This window comes from Arcticibacter eurypsychrophilus, from assembly GCF_001730525.1.
Lineage (GTDB): Bacteria > Bacteroidota > Bacteroidia > Sphingobacteriales > Sphingobacteriaceae > Arcticibacter > Arcticibacter eurypsychrophilus.
This window is the reverse complement of sequence record NZ_MDFN01000006.1, coordinates 103,310-120,153: the sequence shown is the minus strand read 5'-3', so window position 1 is coordinate 120,153 and position 16,844 is coordinate 103,310. Positions and strand designations below refer to the sequence as shown.

Annotated in this window: 10 protein-coding genes; 4 read left to right on the top strand and 6 right to left on the bottom strand. The window is 38.3% G+C overall.

The features are described from left to right. The first annotated feature begins 156 nt into the window (after positions 1 to 156). The 4 genes from galB (at position 157) to BFL47_RS05115 (ending at position 7,896) form a co-directional block, all read left to right on the top strand. Positions 157 to 2,598 carry a beta-galactosidase GalB gene (gene galB, locus BFL47_RS05130; protein ID WP_069658729.1) on the top strand — a complete coding sequence of 814 codons (2,442 nt, stop codon included), beginning with the start codon at positions 157 to 159 and terminating at the stop codon, positions 2,596 to 2,598. Positions 2,599 to 2,807: 209 nt separating this feature from the next. Further along, on the top strand, positions 2,808 to 3,731 hold the full coding sequence (locus BFL47_RS05125) for a glycoside hydrolase family 43 protein (RefSeq protein WP_069658728.1): 924 nt from the start codon (positions 2,808 to 2,810) through the stop codon (positions 3,729 to 3,731). A gap of 96 nt (positions 3,732 to 3,827) precedes the next feature. Further along, the gene (locus BFL47_RS05120; protein WP_170827271.1) at positions 3,828 to 6,002 is read left to right on the top strand and encodes a glycoside hydrolase family 3 C-terminal domain-containing protein; all 2,175 of its coding nucleotides are present in this window, start codon (positions 3,828 to 3,830) and stop codon (positions 6,000 to 6,002) included. Positions 6,003 to 6,216: 214 nt separating this feature from the next. After that, the gene (locus BFL47_RS05115; protein WP_069658727.1) at positions 6,217 to 7,896 is read left to right on the top strand and encodes a sodium/sugar symporter; all 1,680 of its coding nucleotides are present in this window, start codon (positions 6,217 to 6,219) and stop codon (positions 7,894 to 7,896) included. Positions 7,897 to 8,017: 121 nt separating this feature from the next. Here BFL47_RS05115 and BFL47_RS05110 read toward each other — a convergent pair whose 3' ends face one another. From BFL47_RS05110 to BFL47_RS05085, 6 genes are all read right to left on the bottom strand, one after another. Further along, a complete protein-coding gene (locus BFL47_RS05110) occupies positions 8,018 to 9,031 on the bottom strand; it encodes a zinc-binding alcohol dehydrogenase family protein (protein ID WP_069658726.1) in 1,014 nt (337 codons plus the stop codon). Positions 9,032 to 9,066: 35 nt separating this feature from the next. Beyond that, positions 9,067 to 9,900 carry an amidohydrolase family protein gene (locus BFL47_RS05105; RefSeq protein WP_069658725.1) on the bottom strand — a complete coding sequence of 278 codons (834 nt, stop codon included), beginning with the start codon at positions 9,898 to 9,900 and terminating at the stop codon, positions 9,067 to 9,069. Position 9,901: 1 nt separating this feature from the next. After that, positions 9,902 to 11,164 (bottom strand): L-fucose:H+ symporter permease, encoded by a 1,263-nt coding sequence (gene fucP, locus BFL47_RS05100; protein WP_069658724.1) that lies wholly within the window; start codon positions 11,162 to 11,164, stop codon positions 9,902 to 9,904. 53 nt (positions 11,165 to 11,217) lie between these two features. After that, positions 11,218 to 13,683 (bottom strand): TonB-dependent receptor, encoded by a 2,466-nt coding sequence (locus BFL47_RS05095; RefSeq protein ID WP_069658723.1) that lies wholly within the window; start codon positions 13,681 to 13,683, stop codon positions 11,218 to 11,220. An 81-nt stretch (positions 13,684 to 13,764) separates the two neighbouring features. After that, the gene (locus tag BFL47_RS05090; RefSeq protein ID WP_069658722.1) at positions 13,765 to 14,061 is read right to left on the bottom strand and encodes an ATP-dependent Clp protease adaptor ClpS; all 297 of its coding nucleotides are present in this window, start codon (positions 14,059 to 14,061) and stop codon (positions 13,765 to 13,767) included. Positions 14,062 to 14,133: 72 nt separating this feature from the next. Continuing rightward, on the bottom strand, positions 14,134 to 16,830 hold the full coding sequence (locus tag BFL47_RS05085) for a TonB-dependent receptor plug domain-containing protein (RefSeq protein WP_069658721.1): 2,697 nt from the start codon (positions 16,828 to 16,830) through the stop codon (positions 14,134 to 14,136). Between the last annotated feature and the right edge of the window lie 14 nt (positions 16,831 to 16,844).

The window sequence follows — 16,844 nt, the reverse complement described above, 5'->3', positions numbered from 1 at the left end:
ATCGGATGATATGAGTTTAATGTGATTAAGAGGAAAAATCCTGCTGTAAGGCAGGTTTTTTTTTAATAGGAATCAATTGTGTTAAATTTTGAGGAGTAAAGGCCGGTATGTTGCTAGTGCTAATGCTTTTGTGTGGGATTTAAATATAATAAAATTATGAAGTACCTGTTTCGTTCGTTCCTGTTGGTTTGTTTCATGCAGCCAGGTTTATCAGCTATAGCGCAAAGTAATCCCCGTCAGGTTGTTGATTTTAATAAAGCCTGGAAGTTTCATCTTGGTGCGGCGGAGACTGCAAAGAATAGTGCTTTTAATGATACGAAATGGAGATCCCTTAATCTGCCACATGACTGGAGTATAGAGGGAAGTTTCAGTAAAGAACATCCTGCTACACCGGGTGGAGGAGCTTTGCCGGGTGGTATGGGTTGGTATCGGAAAACATTTCAAATCCCGGTATCGAGTAAGGGGAAATTGACATTTATTGACTTTGAAGGGGTATATCGTAATAGTGAGGTATGGATCAACGGTCATTACTTGGGAAAACGCCCTAATGGTTATATTTCTTTTCGATATGAGCTCTCTAAATTCTTGAATTATGGTGGCAGCAATGTGATTGCTGTAAAAGTGGATAACTCGAAACAGCCTAATTCACGCTGGTATTCTGGATCTGGAATTTATCGTAATGTTTGGTTAACGACTATAAATCCGGTTTATGTTCCTCAGTTTGGTGCTTTTATTACTACGCCTTTGGTTTCTTCTAAGGAAGCAAAGGTTCTTGTTAAAACGACAATTACTAATGGGTCGTTAAAGACCTTGAATGTAGTGCTCAAAACGGGAATCTACACTATTGAGGGAAAGCAAGTGGCTGAAGTGTCTAAGAAAAGTATTATTCCTATGGGTAAATCTCTTCAGGTTGATCAGAGTGTGCTGCTTAATAATCCTCATCTATGGTCTGTAGCTAGTCCTGTTTTATATAAAGCAGTCAGTCAGGTTCTAGTAAATAACAAATTGTCGGATAATTATGAAACTACATTTGGGATCCGCAGCTTTAATTTTGATGTTAATAAGGGTTTTACGCTAAATGGCAAATCGCTTAAAATACAAGGGGTTTGTAATCATCATGATTTGGGAGCTCTTGGTGCTGCTTTCAATAAACGAGCGGCAGAACGTCAGCTTCAGATCTTAAAAGAAATGGGTTGTAATGGTATCCGCACCTCTCATAATCCACCTGCTCCTGAACTGCTGGATCTTTGCGATGAAATGGGCTTCATCGTAATGGATGAGTCTTTTGACATGTGGAAAAAGCAGAAAAATCCTTTTGATTATCACCTGGATTGGGATCAATGGCATAAAATAGATCTGGAAGATCAGATAAAGCGCGACCGGAATCACCCCAGCGTTTTTATGTGGAGTGTGGGTAACGAAATTCAGGAACAGTGGGGCGATGAAAAAAAAGGTGATACTACAGGAAGGGTAATTGCCAGAGAACTGGTCGCTATTGTGAAAGGCTTGGATACAACTCGGGCGATTACTACGGCTAATAATGAAATTCATGTGTATAATAATCTGCTGAAATCGGGAGCCTTTGATCTGATCGGGTATAATTACAATGACAATCTTTGGGCAAAGTTTCATGAAAGCTGGCCAGGTAAAAAGTTCATTGTAACGGAAAGTACTTCTGCATTGGAAACCAGGGGGCATTATGATCTTGTACCCTTTGATACCATTCGTAAATGGCCTGAGGCTTGGGATAAGCCTATTAAAGGTGGTGGGAATGCTAATTTTACTGTTTCTGCTTATGATCATGTGATTGCGCCCTGGGGATCTACACATGAAAGGAGTTTGCAGATGCTGCAAAAGAGTCCTCATGTTTCAGGTATGTTTGTCTGGACTGGTTTCGATTATTTAGGTGAACCTACTCCTTATCCATGGCCGGCACGTAGTTCCTACTTCGGTATTGTTGATCTTGCCGGCTTTCCTAAGGATGTGTATTATTTATATAAGAGCGTTTGGACGGATACTCCGGTCTTGCATATTTATCCACACTGGAATTGGAAATCGGGTGATACTGTAGATGTGGTGGCTTATTACAACCAAGCAGATGAGGTAGAACTTTATCTAAACGGAAAATCACTTGGCATTAAAAAGAAGGTTGGTGATGAAATGCATGTGAAATGGAGGGTGCCCTATGTAGCAGGAAAGCTTCGGGCGATTTCACGCAAGAATGGTAAGGAGGTTTTATTGGCAGAAGTGAATACTGCAGGGAAAGCGGCTAAAATTGAATTGATCGCTGATCGTAGTAAAATAAAGGCAGATGGAAAAGATCTCTCCTTTGTAACGATGCGGATTTTGGATAATGCAGGGAATGTGGTGCCTGATGCTGATAACCTGATTAATTTGAAAGTAACCGGTGCAGGCTTTTTAAATGCGGTCGACAATGGTGATCCAACTAGTCATGAATCTTTTAAAGTAAGTCATCGTAATGCCTTTAATGGTTTGGCATTGGCTATCATTCAGGCGAGGAATACTAGTGGGGCTATTATTGTGGAAGCAACATCGTTAGGGTTAATCTTAAGTTCGGTTACCATTGAGGCGAAGTGAAGCGTGGTTTAATGACAAATTATATTTGGTTTCAATGTTTGAGATGCAAAAGTTGTGGACAATATTGAAAAATGATGATGTATGCATTCGGTTAAAACTGAGATAAAGTGTGTTAATAAAAACAATTCGGATAATTTTAAAGAAAGGACTTTCTTTCTAATGAATAATCTGATAACTTGCCTCATTATTTTTGACCACGTTAACCCATTATGAAGAAAATTATACTGCCTGTTTTGTTTATATTCTTAGCTATTTCTACGTTTGCTCAGCAAGGTCCCGTTTACCTATTCTCTTACTTTAAAGGAAATGGAGAAGATGGCCTTCATTTGGCTTATAGCCGGGATGGATATCAGTGGGAAGCGCTAAAAAATGATCAATCATTTTTATCACCCACAGTAAGTGCTGATAAGTTAATGCGCGATCCATGTATAATACGTGGTGGAGATGGTAAGTTTCATATGGTGTGGACCGTGAGCTGGAAGGATAAAGGAATAGGCTATGCGAGTTCTGATGATTTAATTAATTGGTCTGAACAAAAGTTTATTCCTGTTATGCAGCATGAAGAGGGAGCAAGAAATACCTGGGCACCAGAAATAACCTATGATGCAAAGTCAAAGATCTACTTAATTTATTGGGCTACCACAATAAAGGGATTATTTCCTGAAACGCAAAGCACTGCGGATGATGGTTATAATCACCGTATGTATTATACAACAACTAAAGATTTTAAGGTATTTACAGATGCTAAACTGCTTTATGATCCCGGCTTTAATGTAATTGATGCCTCAATCGTTAAGGCAGGAAAAAAGTGGGTTATGTTTATGAAAGATGAAACAAAAGAGCCTGTAAAAAAGAATCTGAAGATTGCATTTTCCAAAAAGCTAACAGGACCATACAGTAAGGCTAGTGAACCTATTACCGGAGATTATTGGGCTGAGGGTCCCACAACCCTTAAAATAAATGGTCAATGGATCGTTTATTTTGATAAGTACAGAGATCATAAATATGGGGCTATTACTTCTAAGGATTTAAAAACCTGGACAGATATATCCACAAAAATTAGTATGCCTAATGGAATAAGGCATGGAAGCATATTTACTATCACTGAAGCGGAATTAAGTAAGCTTAAATGAAGATACTTAACATAATGAGTCCTTAATAGTAACATACAAATACCTTGCACTATTGAATTGCTGCATAATTTTGAAACTTTAAGTTAACAGTTAACCATGATAAAATCTAAATTACTACGATCCATTCTTTGTTGTGTCATTTGTATAGGCACAAATTTGCTTCCAGCTTCGGCTCAGCAAACAACCGACCCTGCTACTGAATCTAAAATCGAAAGTCTCATTAAGAAGATGACTCTTGAAGAGAAGATAGGCATGATTCATGGGAATTCTTCCTTCACATCAACAGGTGTGGCGCGTTTGGGTATTCCGGAATTGATGACATCAGATGGACCTCATGGAGTACGTCCCGAACATGGAAGAGATTGGGTTTTGGACAACAAGGGCGATGATTCGTCTACCTATTTGCCGGTTGGTATAACCTTGGCTTCAACCTGGAATCCTGAAATGGGATATGCATCAGGTTCTGTATTGGGCAGTGAGGCTAATTATCGCGGAAAGGATGTGATTCTGGGTCCAGGTATAAACATTATGAGGACTCCACTTAATGGAAGGAACTTTGAGTATATGAGTGAAGACCCTTATCTTATCTCCAAAATGGTGGTTGGATATATCAAAGGTGTACAGGACCAGGGTGTTTCAGCGAGTTTGAAGCACTATATGGGAAATAATCAGGAAATCAACAGGAGTGGAATTAATGTGGAAATGAGTGAGCGGGCTTTGAGAGAAATTTATTTGCCTGGTTTTAAGGCTGCTGTTGTAGAGGGAGGCGTAAATACGGTGATGGGATCGTATAACAGGTTCAGAGGAGAATATTGTACCTATAATGATTACCTGATCAATAAGATATTAAAGGGAGAATGGGGGTTTCAGGGATTAGTAATGAGTGATTGGGGAGCAATTCATAGCACTAAAGAGGCTTTGCTTGGTGGAGCGGACCTAGAAATGGGAACGGATCTTGCGATGTTGCCAAATCCGGATTACAGCAAATTCTTTTTCGCTGAACCTGCTCTTAAAATGGTACGCAATGGTGAAATTCCAGAATCGGTAATTGATGATAAAGTGCGTCGCATTTTAAGAGTGATGTATAAGACTCATATGTTCGATAAGCGCCCTTCAGGATCTTATGCTACTAAAGAACATTCCGATGTAGCCCGTAAGATAGCAGAAGAGGGGATTATTTTGCTAAAGAACAAGGGTAACATTTTGCCGCTGGATAAAATGACTGTTAAAACAATAGCAGTTATAGGTGCTAATGGAAATCGTGATAATGCAATGGGTGGTGGAAGTTCTCAAGTTAGAACCAAGTATGAAATTACTCCTTTAAAAGGACTTCAGAACCTGTGTGGCAATAGTATTGGGATAACTTTTGAACAGGGCTACACGATTGCCAGGAATGCGCAGGCGGATCCCAAGCTTATTCAACAGGCAGTTGAAGCAGCTAAGAAGGCTGATGTTGCTATTGTTGTTGGTGGCTGGACTCACGGTTACGATTATAGTACCTGGAGTGATAATGCCTACGATACTGAAGGTTTTGATAAACCCAATATGAATATGCCCTTTGGTCAGGATGAATTGATTCGAGCGGTTATAAAAGCAAATCCGAATACGATTGTTGTGCTTTATGGAGGTGGTCCTATTGATATAGATACATGGGTCAATGAGGCAAAAGGAATCCTTCAGGTGGGATATCCTGGAATGGAAGGAGGAACGGCATTAGCAGAAATTCTTTTCGGTGTTGTTAATCCATCGGGCAAACTAACAGTGACTTTTCCAAAACATCTGGATGATTCTCCTGCTCATAAGTTAGGCGAATATCCTGGTGATAGCATAAATGTTCATTATAATGAAGATATATTTGTTGGATACCGCTATTTCGACACCTATAAGTTACAACCTCAGTTCGCTTTCGGTCATGGACTGTCTTATACCACATTTAAATACAGCAAACCTGTTGTGGTGACTTCAACTGGTTCTGCCCTTGTAAAACTATCGGTTCAGAATACAGGAACCAGGCAAGGGGCGGAAGTCGTTCAATTGTATGTCCGGGATCTAAAGTCTTCTTTGAAACGACCAATAAAAGAGTTGAAGGCATTTAAAAAAGTCTTTCTAAACGCAGGAGAGTCTAAAGAAATTGAGTTCAGTTTAGATAAAAGTGCATTTAGTTATTATGATGACAAGCAAAATCAATGGGTTTTAGAACCTGGGAAATTTGACATCCTTATAGGTAGTTCTTCATCAGATTTAAAGACAAAAAATAGGGTAAAGTTGTAAAATGTTTTAATAATGCATAAAAATTTATTTTCCTGCTATTATTTAGAGAAATATTCCTACTTTGAGGCGCAGAATTCATGAGTGTTTACAAGACACTTGCTGTGTAGTAAAATTTGTTTAAATTATTGGGAATTAGCATGAAAGGCAAGGTTAACCTCCCCTTATTTTAAGTAAAGAAGTATTGTAAATTATTAATAACAGACATATAAACCAAATGAATACGCTTGACACGAAGGATTACATTGTTTTTCTTATCTATTTTGTGATAGTAGCAGGTTATGGATTGTGGATCTATTACCGAAAGAAAGCTGCTACCATGGGCTCAAAGGATTACTTTCTTGCGGAAGGATCTTTAACCTGGTGGGCCATCGGGGCCTCTTTAATTGCATCCAACATCTCCGCAGAGCAGTTTGTGGGAATGAGTGGTTCAGGATTTCAAATTGGATTGGCTATTTCGGCCTACGAATGGATGGCCGCACTTACATTGATCATTGTAGCGGTTTTCTTTATTCCGGTGTATTTAAAAAACAAGATTTTTACCATGCCCCAGTTCCTGCACCAGCGATATAATGGCACAGTGGCAATGGTTATGGCTATCTTTTGGTTGTTATTGTATGTAGTGGTTAACTTAACATCTATCCTGTATTTGGGTGCGATCGCAGTTAGTGCTATTTCCGGAATCAGCCTGACGTTTTGTATGTACTTCCTCGCATTCTTTGCCATTATTATCACCCTTGGAGGAATGAAAGTAATTGGTTATACGGATGTTATTCAAGTGTTTTTTCTGATTCTTGGAGGTTTGGCTACTACTTACCTGGCATTAAACCTTGTTGCTGAGCATTATGGTGATTCAGGAGTGATAAGCGGTTTTAGCCATATGATGGAAAAAGCGCCAGAACACTTCCAGATGATTCTTCATAAGGATAATGGTAACTTCTTAGATCTTCCCGGTTTAACTGTTCTATTAGGTGGTTTATGGATTGTGAATTTAAATTACTGGGGATGTAATCAATACATCGTTCAGCGTGCTTTAGGTGCTGATTTAAAGACAGCCCGTAACGGTATTTTATTCGCAGCATTCCTTAAACTGTTAATGCCGGTTATCGTGGTTCTTCCAGGTATTGCAGCTTACATTCTTTATAAAGAAGGTTCAGGGAATTTTTCTAATGACATGTTGATGAATGGAGAATTAAATCAGGACAGGGCCTATCCCGTAATGTTAAATCTTCTTCCGGCAGGCCTAAAAGGTCTATCATTTGCGGCATTAACTGCTGCAGTCGTAGCCTCATTAGCTGGTAAAGCAAATAGTATAGCAACGATCTTTACTTTAGATATTTACAAAAAAGTGTTTAATGTTGAAGCAAGTGAGAGAAGGCTTGTTAATGTAGGGAAGCTAACTGTAGTCATATCAATGATATTAGGTGTAATCATTGCCCCGCATTTGGGTATTGATAAAAAAGGAGGGTTTCAGTATATTCAGGAATATACAGGATTTGTGTCTCCGGGTATATTTGCTATGTTTATTTTAGGTTTCTTCTGGAAAAAGGCTACTTCAAATGCTGCACTATTTGCAACAGTGGGTGGTTTCTTATTCTCATTGGTATTTAAATTCTTACCTGAATGGACAGATTTAAGCTTCCTTATCCCTTACGGATTTGCAGCTAAGAGTGCAGTATCCGGTTTGGTTGAAATACCTTTCCTTGATCGAATGGGTTTTGTATTCGTAATCTGTTTTGTTGGAATGTTTCTTATCAGTACTTATGAAAGTAGAAACGGTACTAAAGCTGTATCACTTGAAGTAGACACTAGTATGTTTAAACCACATCCAGGATTTATTGCAGGGTCAGTGTTAGTGATTGGTATACTTGTAGCGCTTTACACGGTTTTCTGGTAGTAAAAAAGCTCAATATAATAACAAAAAAGGCCTTTCCAAATTTAGTGGGAAAGGCCTTTTTTGTTATTATATTGAAATCATTCATTTATTCTTTATATTTAATGATTTCCAGGCTTAACTATTAAAGTTTAACCATTGCTTTAATTACTCCTTTTTTAGGATCTAACCAAGATTGGAACTGCTCTTTAACCTGATCAAAGGATACCCGATGCGTGATATAGGTAGCAGGATTAACCTGACCACTTTTCATCGATTTAATAACATGCTCAAAGTCCTCACGTGTTGCATTTCTACTGCTCATTAAGGTTCCTTCGCGTTTATGAAATTCAGGGTGACTTACTGCAACTTCTCCTTTTTGCAATCCAACCAATACATAGCGTGCTCCATGGGCCATATAGCTAAATCCGTTGTTAATTGCGCGTTGGCTTCCTGTTGCATCAATTACAACTGTAGGAAAATCGCCATTTGTTATTTCTTTTAACCTTGCTTCAACGTCATCATCAATTGGATTGATAATATATTCAACCTTTAGCTTATTCTGACAGAAGGCAAGCCGTCCATCATTGATATCCATGGCTATTACTTTCCCTCCAGCAATTCTGGCAAATTCCATTATTCCTAATCCAATTGGACCTGCTCCAATAACTAAAACAAATTCACCAGGTGTAACACCTGCCCGTCTTACTCCGTGAGCTCCTATAGAAAGAGGCTCAACTAAAGCTAGCTCATCAAAACTAAGTCCATTGCCATGAATTAATGAATAGGAAGGTACTGAAAGATATTCAGCCATTCCACCATCTATATGTACACCGCAAACTTTAATACTTGCACAGCAGTTTGGCTTACCTGAACGGCAGGCAACGCATTCGCCACAATTAAAATAAGGGATGAATGTAACGCTCTCTCCTTTTGTAAAACCAGTTGCATTGTCGCCTTCAATGAATTCGGCAGCAAGTTCATGTCCTAATATTCTTGGATATTCAAAAAAGGGTTGTGATCCCTCAAAAGCATGAAGGTCTGTTCCACATATTCCTATCCTTTTAATTTTAAGAATGGAATAATCTTTTTGAGGTGTTGGGTATTGGCCCTCCTGGTATTCAAAGTTACCAGGAGTAGTACAAACTAATGTTTTCATGTAATAATAATATGCGACAAAGCTAATTGTAAAAATTAAACTATGGCATAAAATGTAGAGGCATTTAAACCCCAGAACAGCGATTGCTCTTCTTCAGTATATTTGGCAGTGTAGTTTTGAACTAATTTCAAAACAGCATCATATCCTCCAGCAGTATTACATACTGGCCAATCTGAGCCAAACATGAGCCTTTTAATTCCAAAGGCTCCAAATATTAGGTCAAGGTAGGGCAAGAAATCATCTTCTTTCCAATTTTTCCAATCCGCTTCATTAACCATTCCTGACACCTTACAGTAGACATTAGGATTTTTAGCGAGAATATGGATATCTTTTGCCCAATCGCCCAATACATGATTTTTAATTGAAGGCTTTGCTATATGATCCAATACGAATTTTTGTTCAGGGAATGTACTGCAAAGTTCCGAAGCATATATCAGCTGGTCTTGAAAAATCAGAAGGTCGTAGGTATAATTGAATTTATTTAATAGACCGATTCCCCGTTTAAAATCAGGGTTAAGCATGAGTGCTCTATCTTTTTCCCCTTGAAGCACATGTCTGAATCCCTTTACTATAGAATACTGACTATAAAACTGAAGTGTTTCCTCAATGTTATCAGCCTGAAGATCTACCCAGCCTACCACACCTTTAATAAAAGGGTTCATCGTAGCTAATTCGATTAGAAAAGCGTTGTCAGCTTCCGATTGGTCAGACTGCACTGCGATGCAGCCATCAATAGCATGCTTGTCTAACAAAGGTTTTAAATCGTCAGGAAGAAAGTCTCCTTTTATAAGGTTCATTTCCTCAGTAATCCATCCATACCTAATTGGATCAAAACGCCAGAAATGCTGATGAGAATCTAGTTTAAACATGTTATTTTATTTCTGCAGAAATTTTATGCCCTTTTAAACCGTAAAAAAGAATGACTAGAAAGCTGACAAGTGGTACAATATAAGCCAACTGAATGCTTCCTGAAAAGACAGAAATAAATCCCATTACGGTTGGAATAATTGCGCCGCCTATAATAGCCATGACAAGAAATGAGGATGCAATTTTAGTCTCTTCACCTAAGCCCTTAATTCCAAGGGCAAAAATGGTAGGAAACATAATAGACATGAAAAATGGAACAGCCATTAAAGCATAAAGGGCAACGTTACCATCAAATGTAACCGCGATAATAACTAACACGATGCTTATTGATGCATAAATGCTCAATAAACTGGCTGGTTTAATATAGCGCATTAAGAAGGTTCCAATGAAACGACCAAGCATAAACCCAACCATTGCTATGGATCCTAAATAAAATGCAGCATCTTTCTCATTCATGTCAGCAACATAGCGGGCGTATCGAATAAAAAAACTGGTAATACCAACCTGTCCACCTACATAAAATAGTTGAGCTACTACAGCCCAGGACAGATGTGGATGTCTTAATACTTTTGCTGAAAAACTTGATGGAGCACCGTGCAGTTCGCTATCATCGGCCTTTACTTCTGGCAATTTCACGGCAAGAAATAGCAAAATCAATAGAAAAACAGCTACAGCAATAACAATGTAGGGCATTTTAACCGTATCTGCTTCTGATTGCAAGTATTGATTCAATTGTATAGCCGTCATGGATTTAAGCTCTTCAGGACTATGTTCTATACCTGATAAGATAAACTGTCCGCCAATAATTGGTGCTAAAAACGCTCCTACACCATTAAACGATTGTGCTAAGTTAAGGCGTTGTTCTGAGGTGTCTTTATCTCCTAAAACAGCTATATAAGGATTAGCGACTGTTTCAAGGAATGTTGCACCACTAGCAATGATGAAAAAAGCGAGAAGAAAATAAGTATAATCTCTGGAAGCTGCTGCCGGAATGACCAGCAAAGCACCCAAGGCATAAAGTACAAGTCCTAATATGATTCCCTTTTTATAACCGAACTTGTGCATAAACAATCCAGCAGGTATGGCAATTGCAAAATAAGCCACAGCTACTGCTATGTCGATATAAGATGATTGAATGTCATCAAGTTGAAGTGCTTTTCTTAAGTGTGGTATTAGTATTGGATTTATGTTATGAAGTAATGCCCATAAAAAAAATAATGAGGTCACAAGCATTATTGGTAAAAGGTATCGGTTTTTCTTAGACATTTATGATTTATTAAGAGAGATAATAATGGCGTCAAATGTATGCAATAAACTCTCTAATACTCTTCAACTGGCGAATCATTGTGCTGATCGTCTCTTTTCTTGTTCTTTTGCTGATTATCCGTATTACCAAACCGGTAACTGAATGTTAAAGTACTCATCCTCCCTTGCATCCTCCTCCTGAATTCTCTGTTAAATTGGGCTGTTTCTGTTATCATGCCCCATCTTCTTGAGTTAAATACATCTCTCATGTTAAATGAAAGACTCCCTTTTTTCTTCAACACATCAAGTTTTAGCGCAGCATCAGTTCCAAACATTTCCCTTCCTCTTCCTTGTGCTGTTACTCTTCTAGCCATGTATTCCATATTTATCTGCGCAGAAAGGTTAGTTACGATTTGAGCATTCACGATTAGTTTTCCTGTCCAGTTGTATCCGCTGTTTCCATCCAGACCGTATTCTTCACTACCCGAAAAATGGTTATAAAATAAGTTGGCATTGCCGGTAAGATCAAACCCTTTAAATAAAGTGGCTTTCGAAATAAGCTCTAATCCTGATGCCTGGTTACGGGTCAGGTTTGTAAACTGTGTTAAGGTGGTGGTGCTGTCTAGTCTTTGCTGAATTCCTTCTACAACATCATTAACTTGCCTGAAATACAGAGATGAAGTGAAAGTAATAGCTTTCCAGTACTTCATATGACTTAATTCAAAAGAATGGATGTCTTCAGGTTTTAAATTAGGATTACCTACCCTGATATTGTTAGGGTCAGAAATGTCCCTGAACGGATTAACCTGCCAACCCCTTGGACGATTTACGCGGCGGGTATAACTCAATTGAAGTTGATTATCATTCTTTAGTTTCTGTGTAAGGAAAACGCTGGGATACACTCTGAAATAATCTAATTTGCCTTCTGTTTTTAATGGAGCCAGAGTAATCGGATCAAGACTAGAATATATGGTGTTTAAATTCGCTTGTTCTGCCCTTAATCCAAATTGAAAGCCAAACTTATCGGTAATCTGATTTTGATAATTTATATAAACAGCATGAACCTGATCTTCCAGATCAAAGTCATTCGTTAAATAATTATCCCGCACATAAGTTTGACTCACTCTGTTATATAGATCCGATACCTGCGACTCATCACTATTTGCTATACTTCCACGATAACCGGTTTCGAATTTTTGTTTAGCATTAACAGGTATGGTGTAATCCAGTTGGATATTATAATTATCACGGTTTTGGCTGTTCATAGCCTTCCTGCGGTCAAGCGTATCCTTTAAAGCGCCACCAACAGTGTAAAAATCCTGATTGAAGTATTGATTCTCATCTTCCTTGTTACTTCCGTATGAAAAATTTGCAGATAATTCTTCGCCCGTACGTTTAAATTTTCTAATGAGATCGAAATTAAGGTCGTAACCCTTATTATCTTCCTTTTCTGTAGATTTTCTTAAGCTAGTACCATTCAGTTCAGTTGAATAATTCTGGTATAAATAATTTATATCTTCCGTATCGTCACCTGATCTGATATTGATATTGCCAGAAACGCCAATCGTAGTTTTGCTGTTTAAATAATATTCAAGCCCTACTTTCGCATTATTACCTTCATTATGTCTTTTGGAAACAGTAGAATTGTTCAGGATGCTGTTGTTGTCCAGGAAATTTGTATTACTAAACCCGCTACCTTTTCTATTCGAATAGCGATAGCTGTAGTTACCATATAAATTTACCTTTCCATCCCGGTAACTTAAATTTGTATTTGCATTGTAATTATCCAATGTTCCTGCTGATAAAGAAACCCCTCCATTGAATCCTATTCGCTGATTCTTTTTAAGTACAATATTAATAATTCCAGTCTGTCCTTCAGGATCATATTTAGAGGAAGGGTTAGTAATCAGTTCAATGGTTTCAATCGAGCTAGCCGGCAAAGATTGCAAGAGGGATGCCATATCGCCACCCCCAATTGCTGATGGGCGTCCATCAATTAAAATCCGAACATTGCTGCTCCCACGCAAGTTTACGTTGCCATCAATGTCCACAGAAAGCGTAGGTACATTTGCCAGAATATCAGTTGCAGATCCTCCCGCACTTACTAAATTTTGTTCTACATTGAACACTTTTCGGTCTACACCAAGCTGTATAGTGCTTTTTTGTGCCTGAACAACTACTTCCTTAAGCACGTTTGACTTGCCCTGTACAAGTTTTATTGTACCTGCATCCAGAGTTGAGGATTGATTAGAAATAATGAATCCAGTTCTTGAAAAGGGTTGGTATCCGATATAAGAGATTTTTAATGTGTAGGACCCTACGGGAAGATTTTTAAATGAAAATGTACCATTTAATGTACTTTGTGCGGTTTTAGTTGTTTTTCCAGTTACTGTGTCTACAACAGCTATTGAAGCAAATTCAACAGGTTTATTAGTTGATCCATCTGTTATTTTCCCATTAATGATCCCCGGATTTCCAGTTTGAGCAAAAAGGGAGTTGATAAAGGATAATAGAAAAATTAAAATACTAAATGATTTCATAATAATTACCTGGTTCCAATTCTTAACAGAATTGGCAAAGGAAGGTGATTATTTTAGTAATAGTTTATAGTAACTATTTTATTACTCGATGCTCACTGTTAAGCCTTGTTGTTGAAGGATTTTACGGTAAACTTCCACTTCTGTAAAGGAACCTTCAAGAATAGCGCACTTACCCTTAGTATGTACAGTCTGCGCAATCCTTTCAGCCTGATTTTCTGAATAATCCAGATATTTAACCAGGCAATAAATTACATGTTCAAAAGTATTGACTTCGTCATTCCATAAGATGAGCTTATTACTTATTTTCAAACTAGATAAAACTTCTTCAAGAGAAAATGTCTCAGTTTCAGTTTCTGTTCCTGCAAAATGAATTTTCATAGAAGACAAATTTAAATAATTTACCCTGTTTTGGGAAATACAATATGTTTAAATAGATGGGAATACTAAACCCTACTTCACAATGAACCTGTAAATTTGGCGTAGTAGACCACCATTGGTATCCATTCCCTCTACCGTAACTTTATATTCTCCAGGATCATCAGCAGTAAAATAATTGATCGTTGCCTTTCCTAATGAATCAGTAATGATATTTGGAACCCATAAAATAGTGGATCTTAAATCAGGAATTGTAGTATTGATTTTAGGATTTGCATAATTTGGTGAGTAAAATTGGCGCCCAATAGAATATCCTTGCGGATTATAGGTAATGATACCAGGAGCAAAACTACGGTATGAATAATTCGAATCTCCTCGTTTGGTATTAATCACTAATACTCCACCGCCACCACGCGTGCCATAAATAGCGGTATTGCCAATTGTTCTCAGTACCTCAATCGATTCTATATCTTGCGGGTTTAACGAAGTAAGAAAATCCGGCTCTACGTACATTCCATCTAGAATGAGCTGCATAGGTGTTCCCATGCTCCTTGTTGAATAAGCGATTCCTCCTTGAATAATTACACCAGCGACTAATCCCTGGAGACATTGGTCTAGCGAAACGCAATTTTGTAAGTGGTCAGCGAGAATAACTGCATCCGCATTTCCTGCGCCATTTAGATTACTTGAATTCTTTACACGCGCTTTTTTTTCCGATACAATCACCTCGTCAAGTAAAATTTTCCTCCGGAGCAAACCTCTTTTTCGCAATTCATCAGACTCAGCGCGACGAACTTTTAGATAAGAAAGTAGGGTTGCATTTATATTGATTTCCACATCGGGACTATTTTTGCTTTTTGTGACCAATTGACCAGGAACGCGATCTATCTCAATATCTACATTCTTTTTGTTTTTTGAGGTTCTAGCCTGAACAACAAAACGGGTGCTGTCATTAAACTGCAGGTTATCAAAATTAAATCTTCCGTCTGCTCCGGTAACGGTGTCCAATATTATACCACTCCCATTTGAGGCAAGGATCAATACTTTACTACCTTCCACAGGCTTTTTGCCATAATTTGTAACTGTCCCACTAATGGATATGCTTTTCTCCGGTTTAAATGTAATCGGCGGAAAGGTTCCATTCATTGTGTTTTGCCACGTAAATCGGCTCCAGCCCTGAGTCATCATCAGGATATCCAGCTCCTGATCTTTTGTGTCAGTTAAATCTGTAAAATAATAATTGGGTTTTTCAATGTAACCTTTCAAATCAGACGACAACAATAAATTAGATAGGATGGTAGTCTCATCTTCTTCTTTCGATGGAACCTTTGTTTCATTAACTACTGCCACAGAAAATACACCCTGAACAGGTTTGTCCAAAGTGTCTTTCACAGAGATAGACATATTTACTTTTTCCCTTTGCGTATAACTTGTCTTATTATTTACGATATCCATTTTTAGTGCAGGTGCATGTCTTACAAACAGCAGGCGCTCAGCAACAGGTACATAAGCAGCGGAGAATACAGTTAATCGCACAATTCCAGTAGGAAACCTATTTTTAGGAATACTGGCTGCGATAGTCGATTTATTCAAAGTGTTTCTGCCTACAAACAGGACCTCTTCATTCGCCTGAGCAATAAGGGTAACTGATCCGGAACCGATAAGATCAGGACTTGAGGATATCCGGATATTTATTTCTTCTTCGTCAGAATTGTTTACAATTAAGGAATATCCGGATGAAATTGCAGCAGGGAGTACAAAACTTTTTTGTGAACCGTCCTCAAAAGTAACCTTGGCCGTATATGTTTTTCCCGCATTCGGAGTAAAAAGAAATGCTCCCATACCTGCATGCGGCGATTTGAAATTTGTTATAACTTTATTTTCATTATCCGTTATCGTGCCCGAAAGTGGCCGGCTCAATCCATCAGATCCAACGGCCTTAAATGCCACTCGCCCCCGAATGCCATTTATGAGCTGCCCCCCCTCAGGGAAAAACTGAACATCAACCTGTGCATTAGTTGATTTAATGACGAATGTTTTTATCTTAAAGCGGTTATTTGCCAGTTCAAGCGTAGTCGTAATTTTACCCGCTTTCAGAAGGAAGGGTTGCTTGTTGCTGAACTTGACAACTAATTTACCTTCACGGTCTGTTGTCCCCTTGCCTCGCGCCACGTTGCGGTTATCCAGCTCCACCATATATCTTACTTCTTTCCCAGAGATAGCTTGTCCCTGGTTATCCGTATAGACAATATTTGCGCTGACCTCTTCATTGGTTCCCACAGTAGAATAGGTATAGCTAACCGTGCTGAATACCTGATTGGTGTAGGAGCTTCCAACCCGTATTATTTTATCAAAATAATACTCTTCTCCAAAATTACGCATCCAGTTCGTATAGGCTCTTAACCTGTAGTTGCCCTCTGGCAATGAATCTAATAAGGTGAACTCTCCTAAGGCCAATCCGGACACAACCGGTAAACGAAGTGCTTTTTCTAATGAATCTTTTTCATTTATGAGATCAACATAGAGGATTTGACTAAGTGCTGATAATCTGTTCTGTCTGGCATTAACAATATAAGCCTTAAACCAGATGGTATCCCCGGCCACATAATACGGTTTGTCGGTATGAATATGTACCTTCTCCTGGGGATGATCATTTAAGATTTTATCAATTTTTGCAATGATTTTATTCAGCGGATCATCATCAGTTTTAATGCTAAAACTATAAGCAGAGCAAATAAAAACAGCAAGGATAAGGAAGTGAAAACGTCTCATTAGTACAAGTTCAT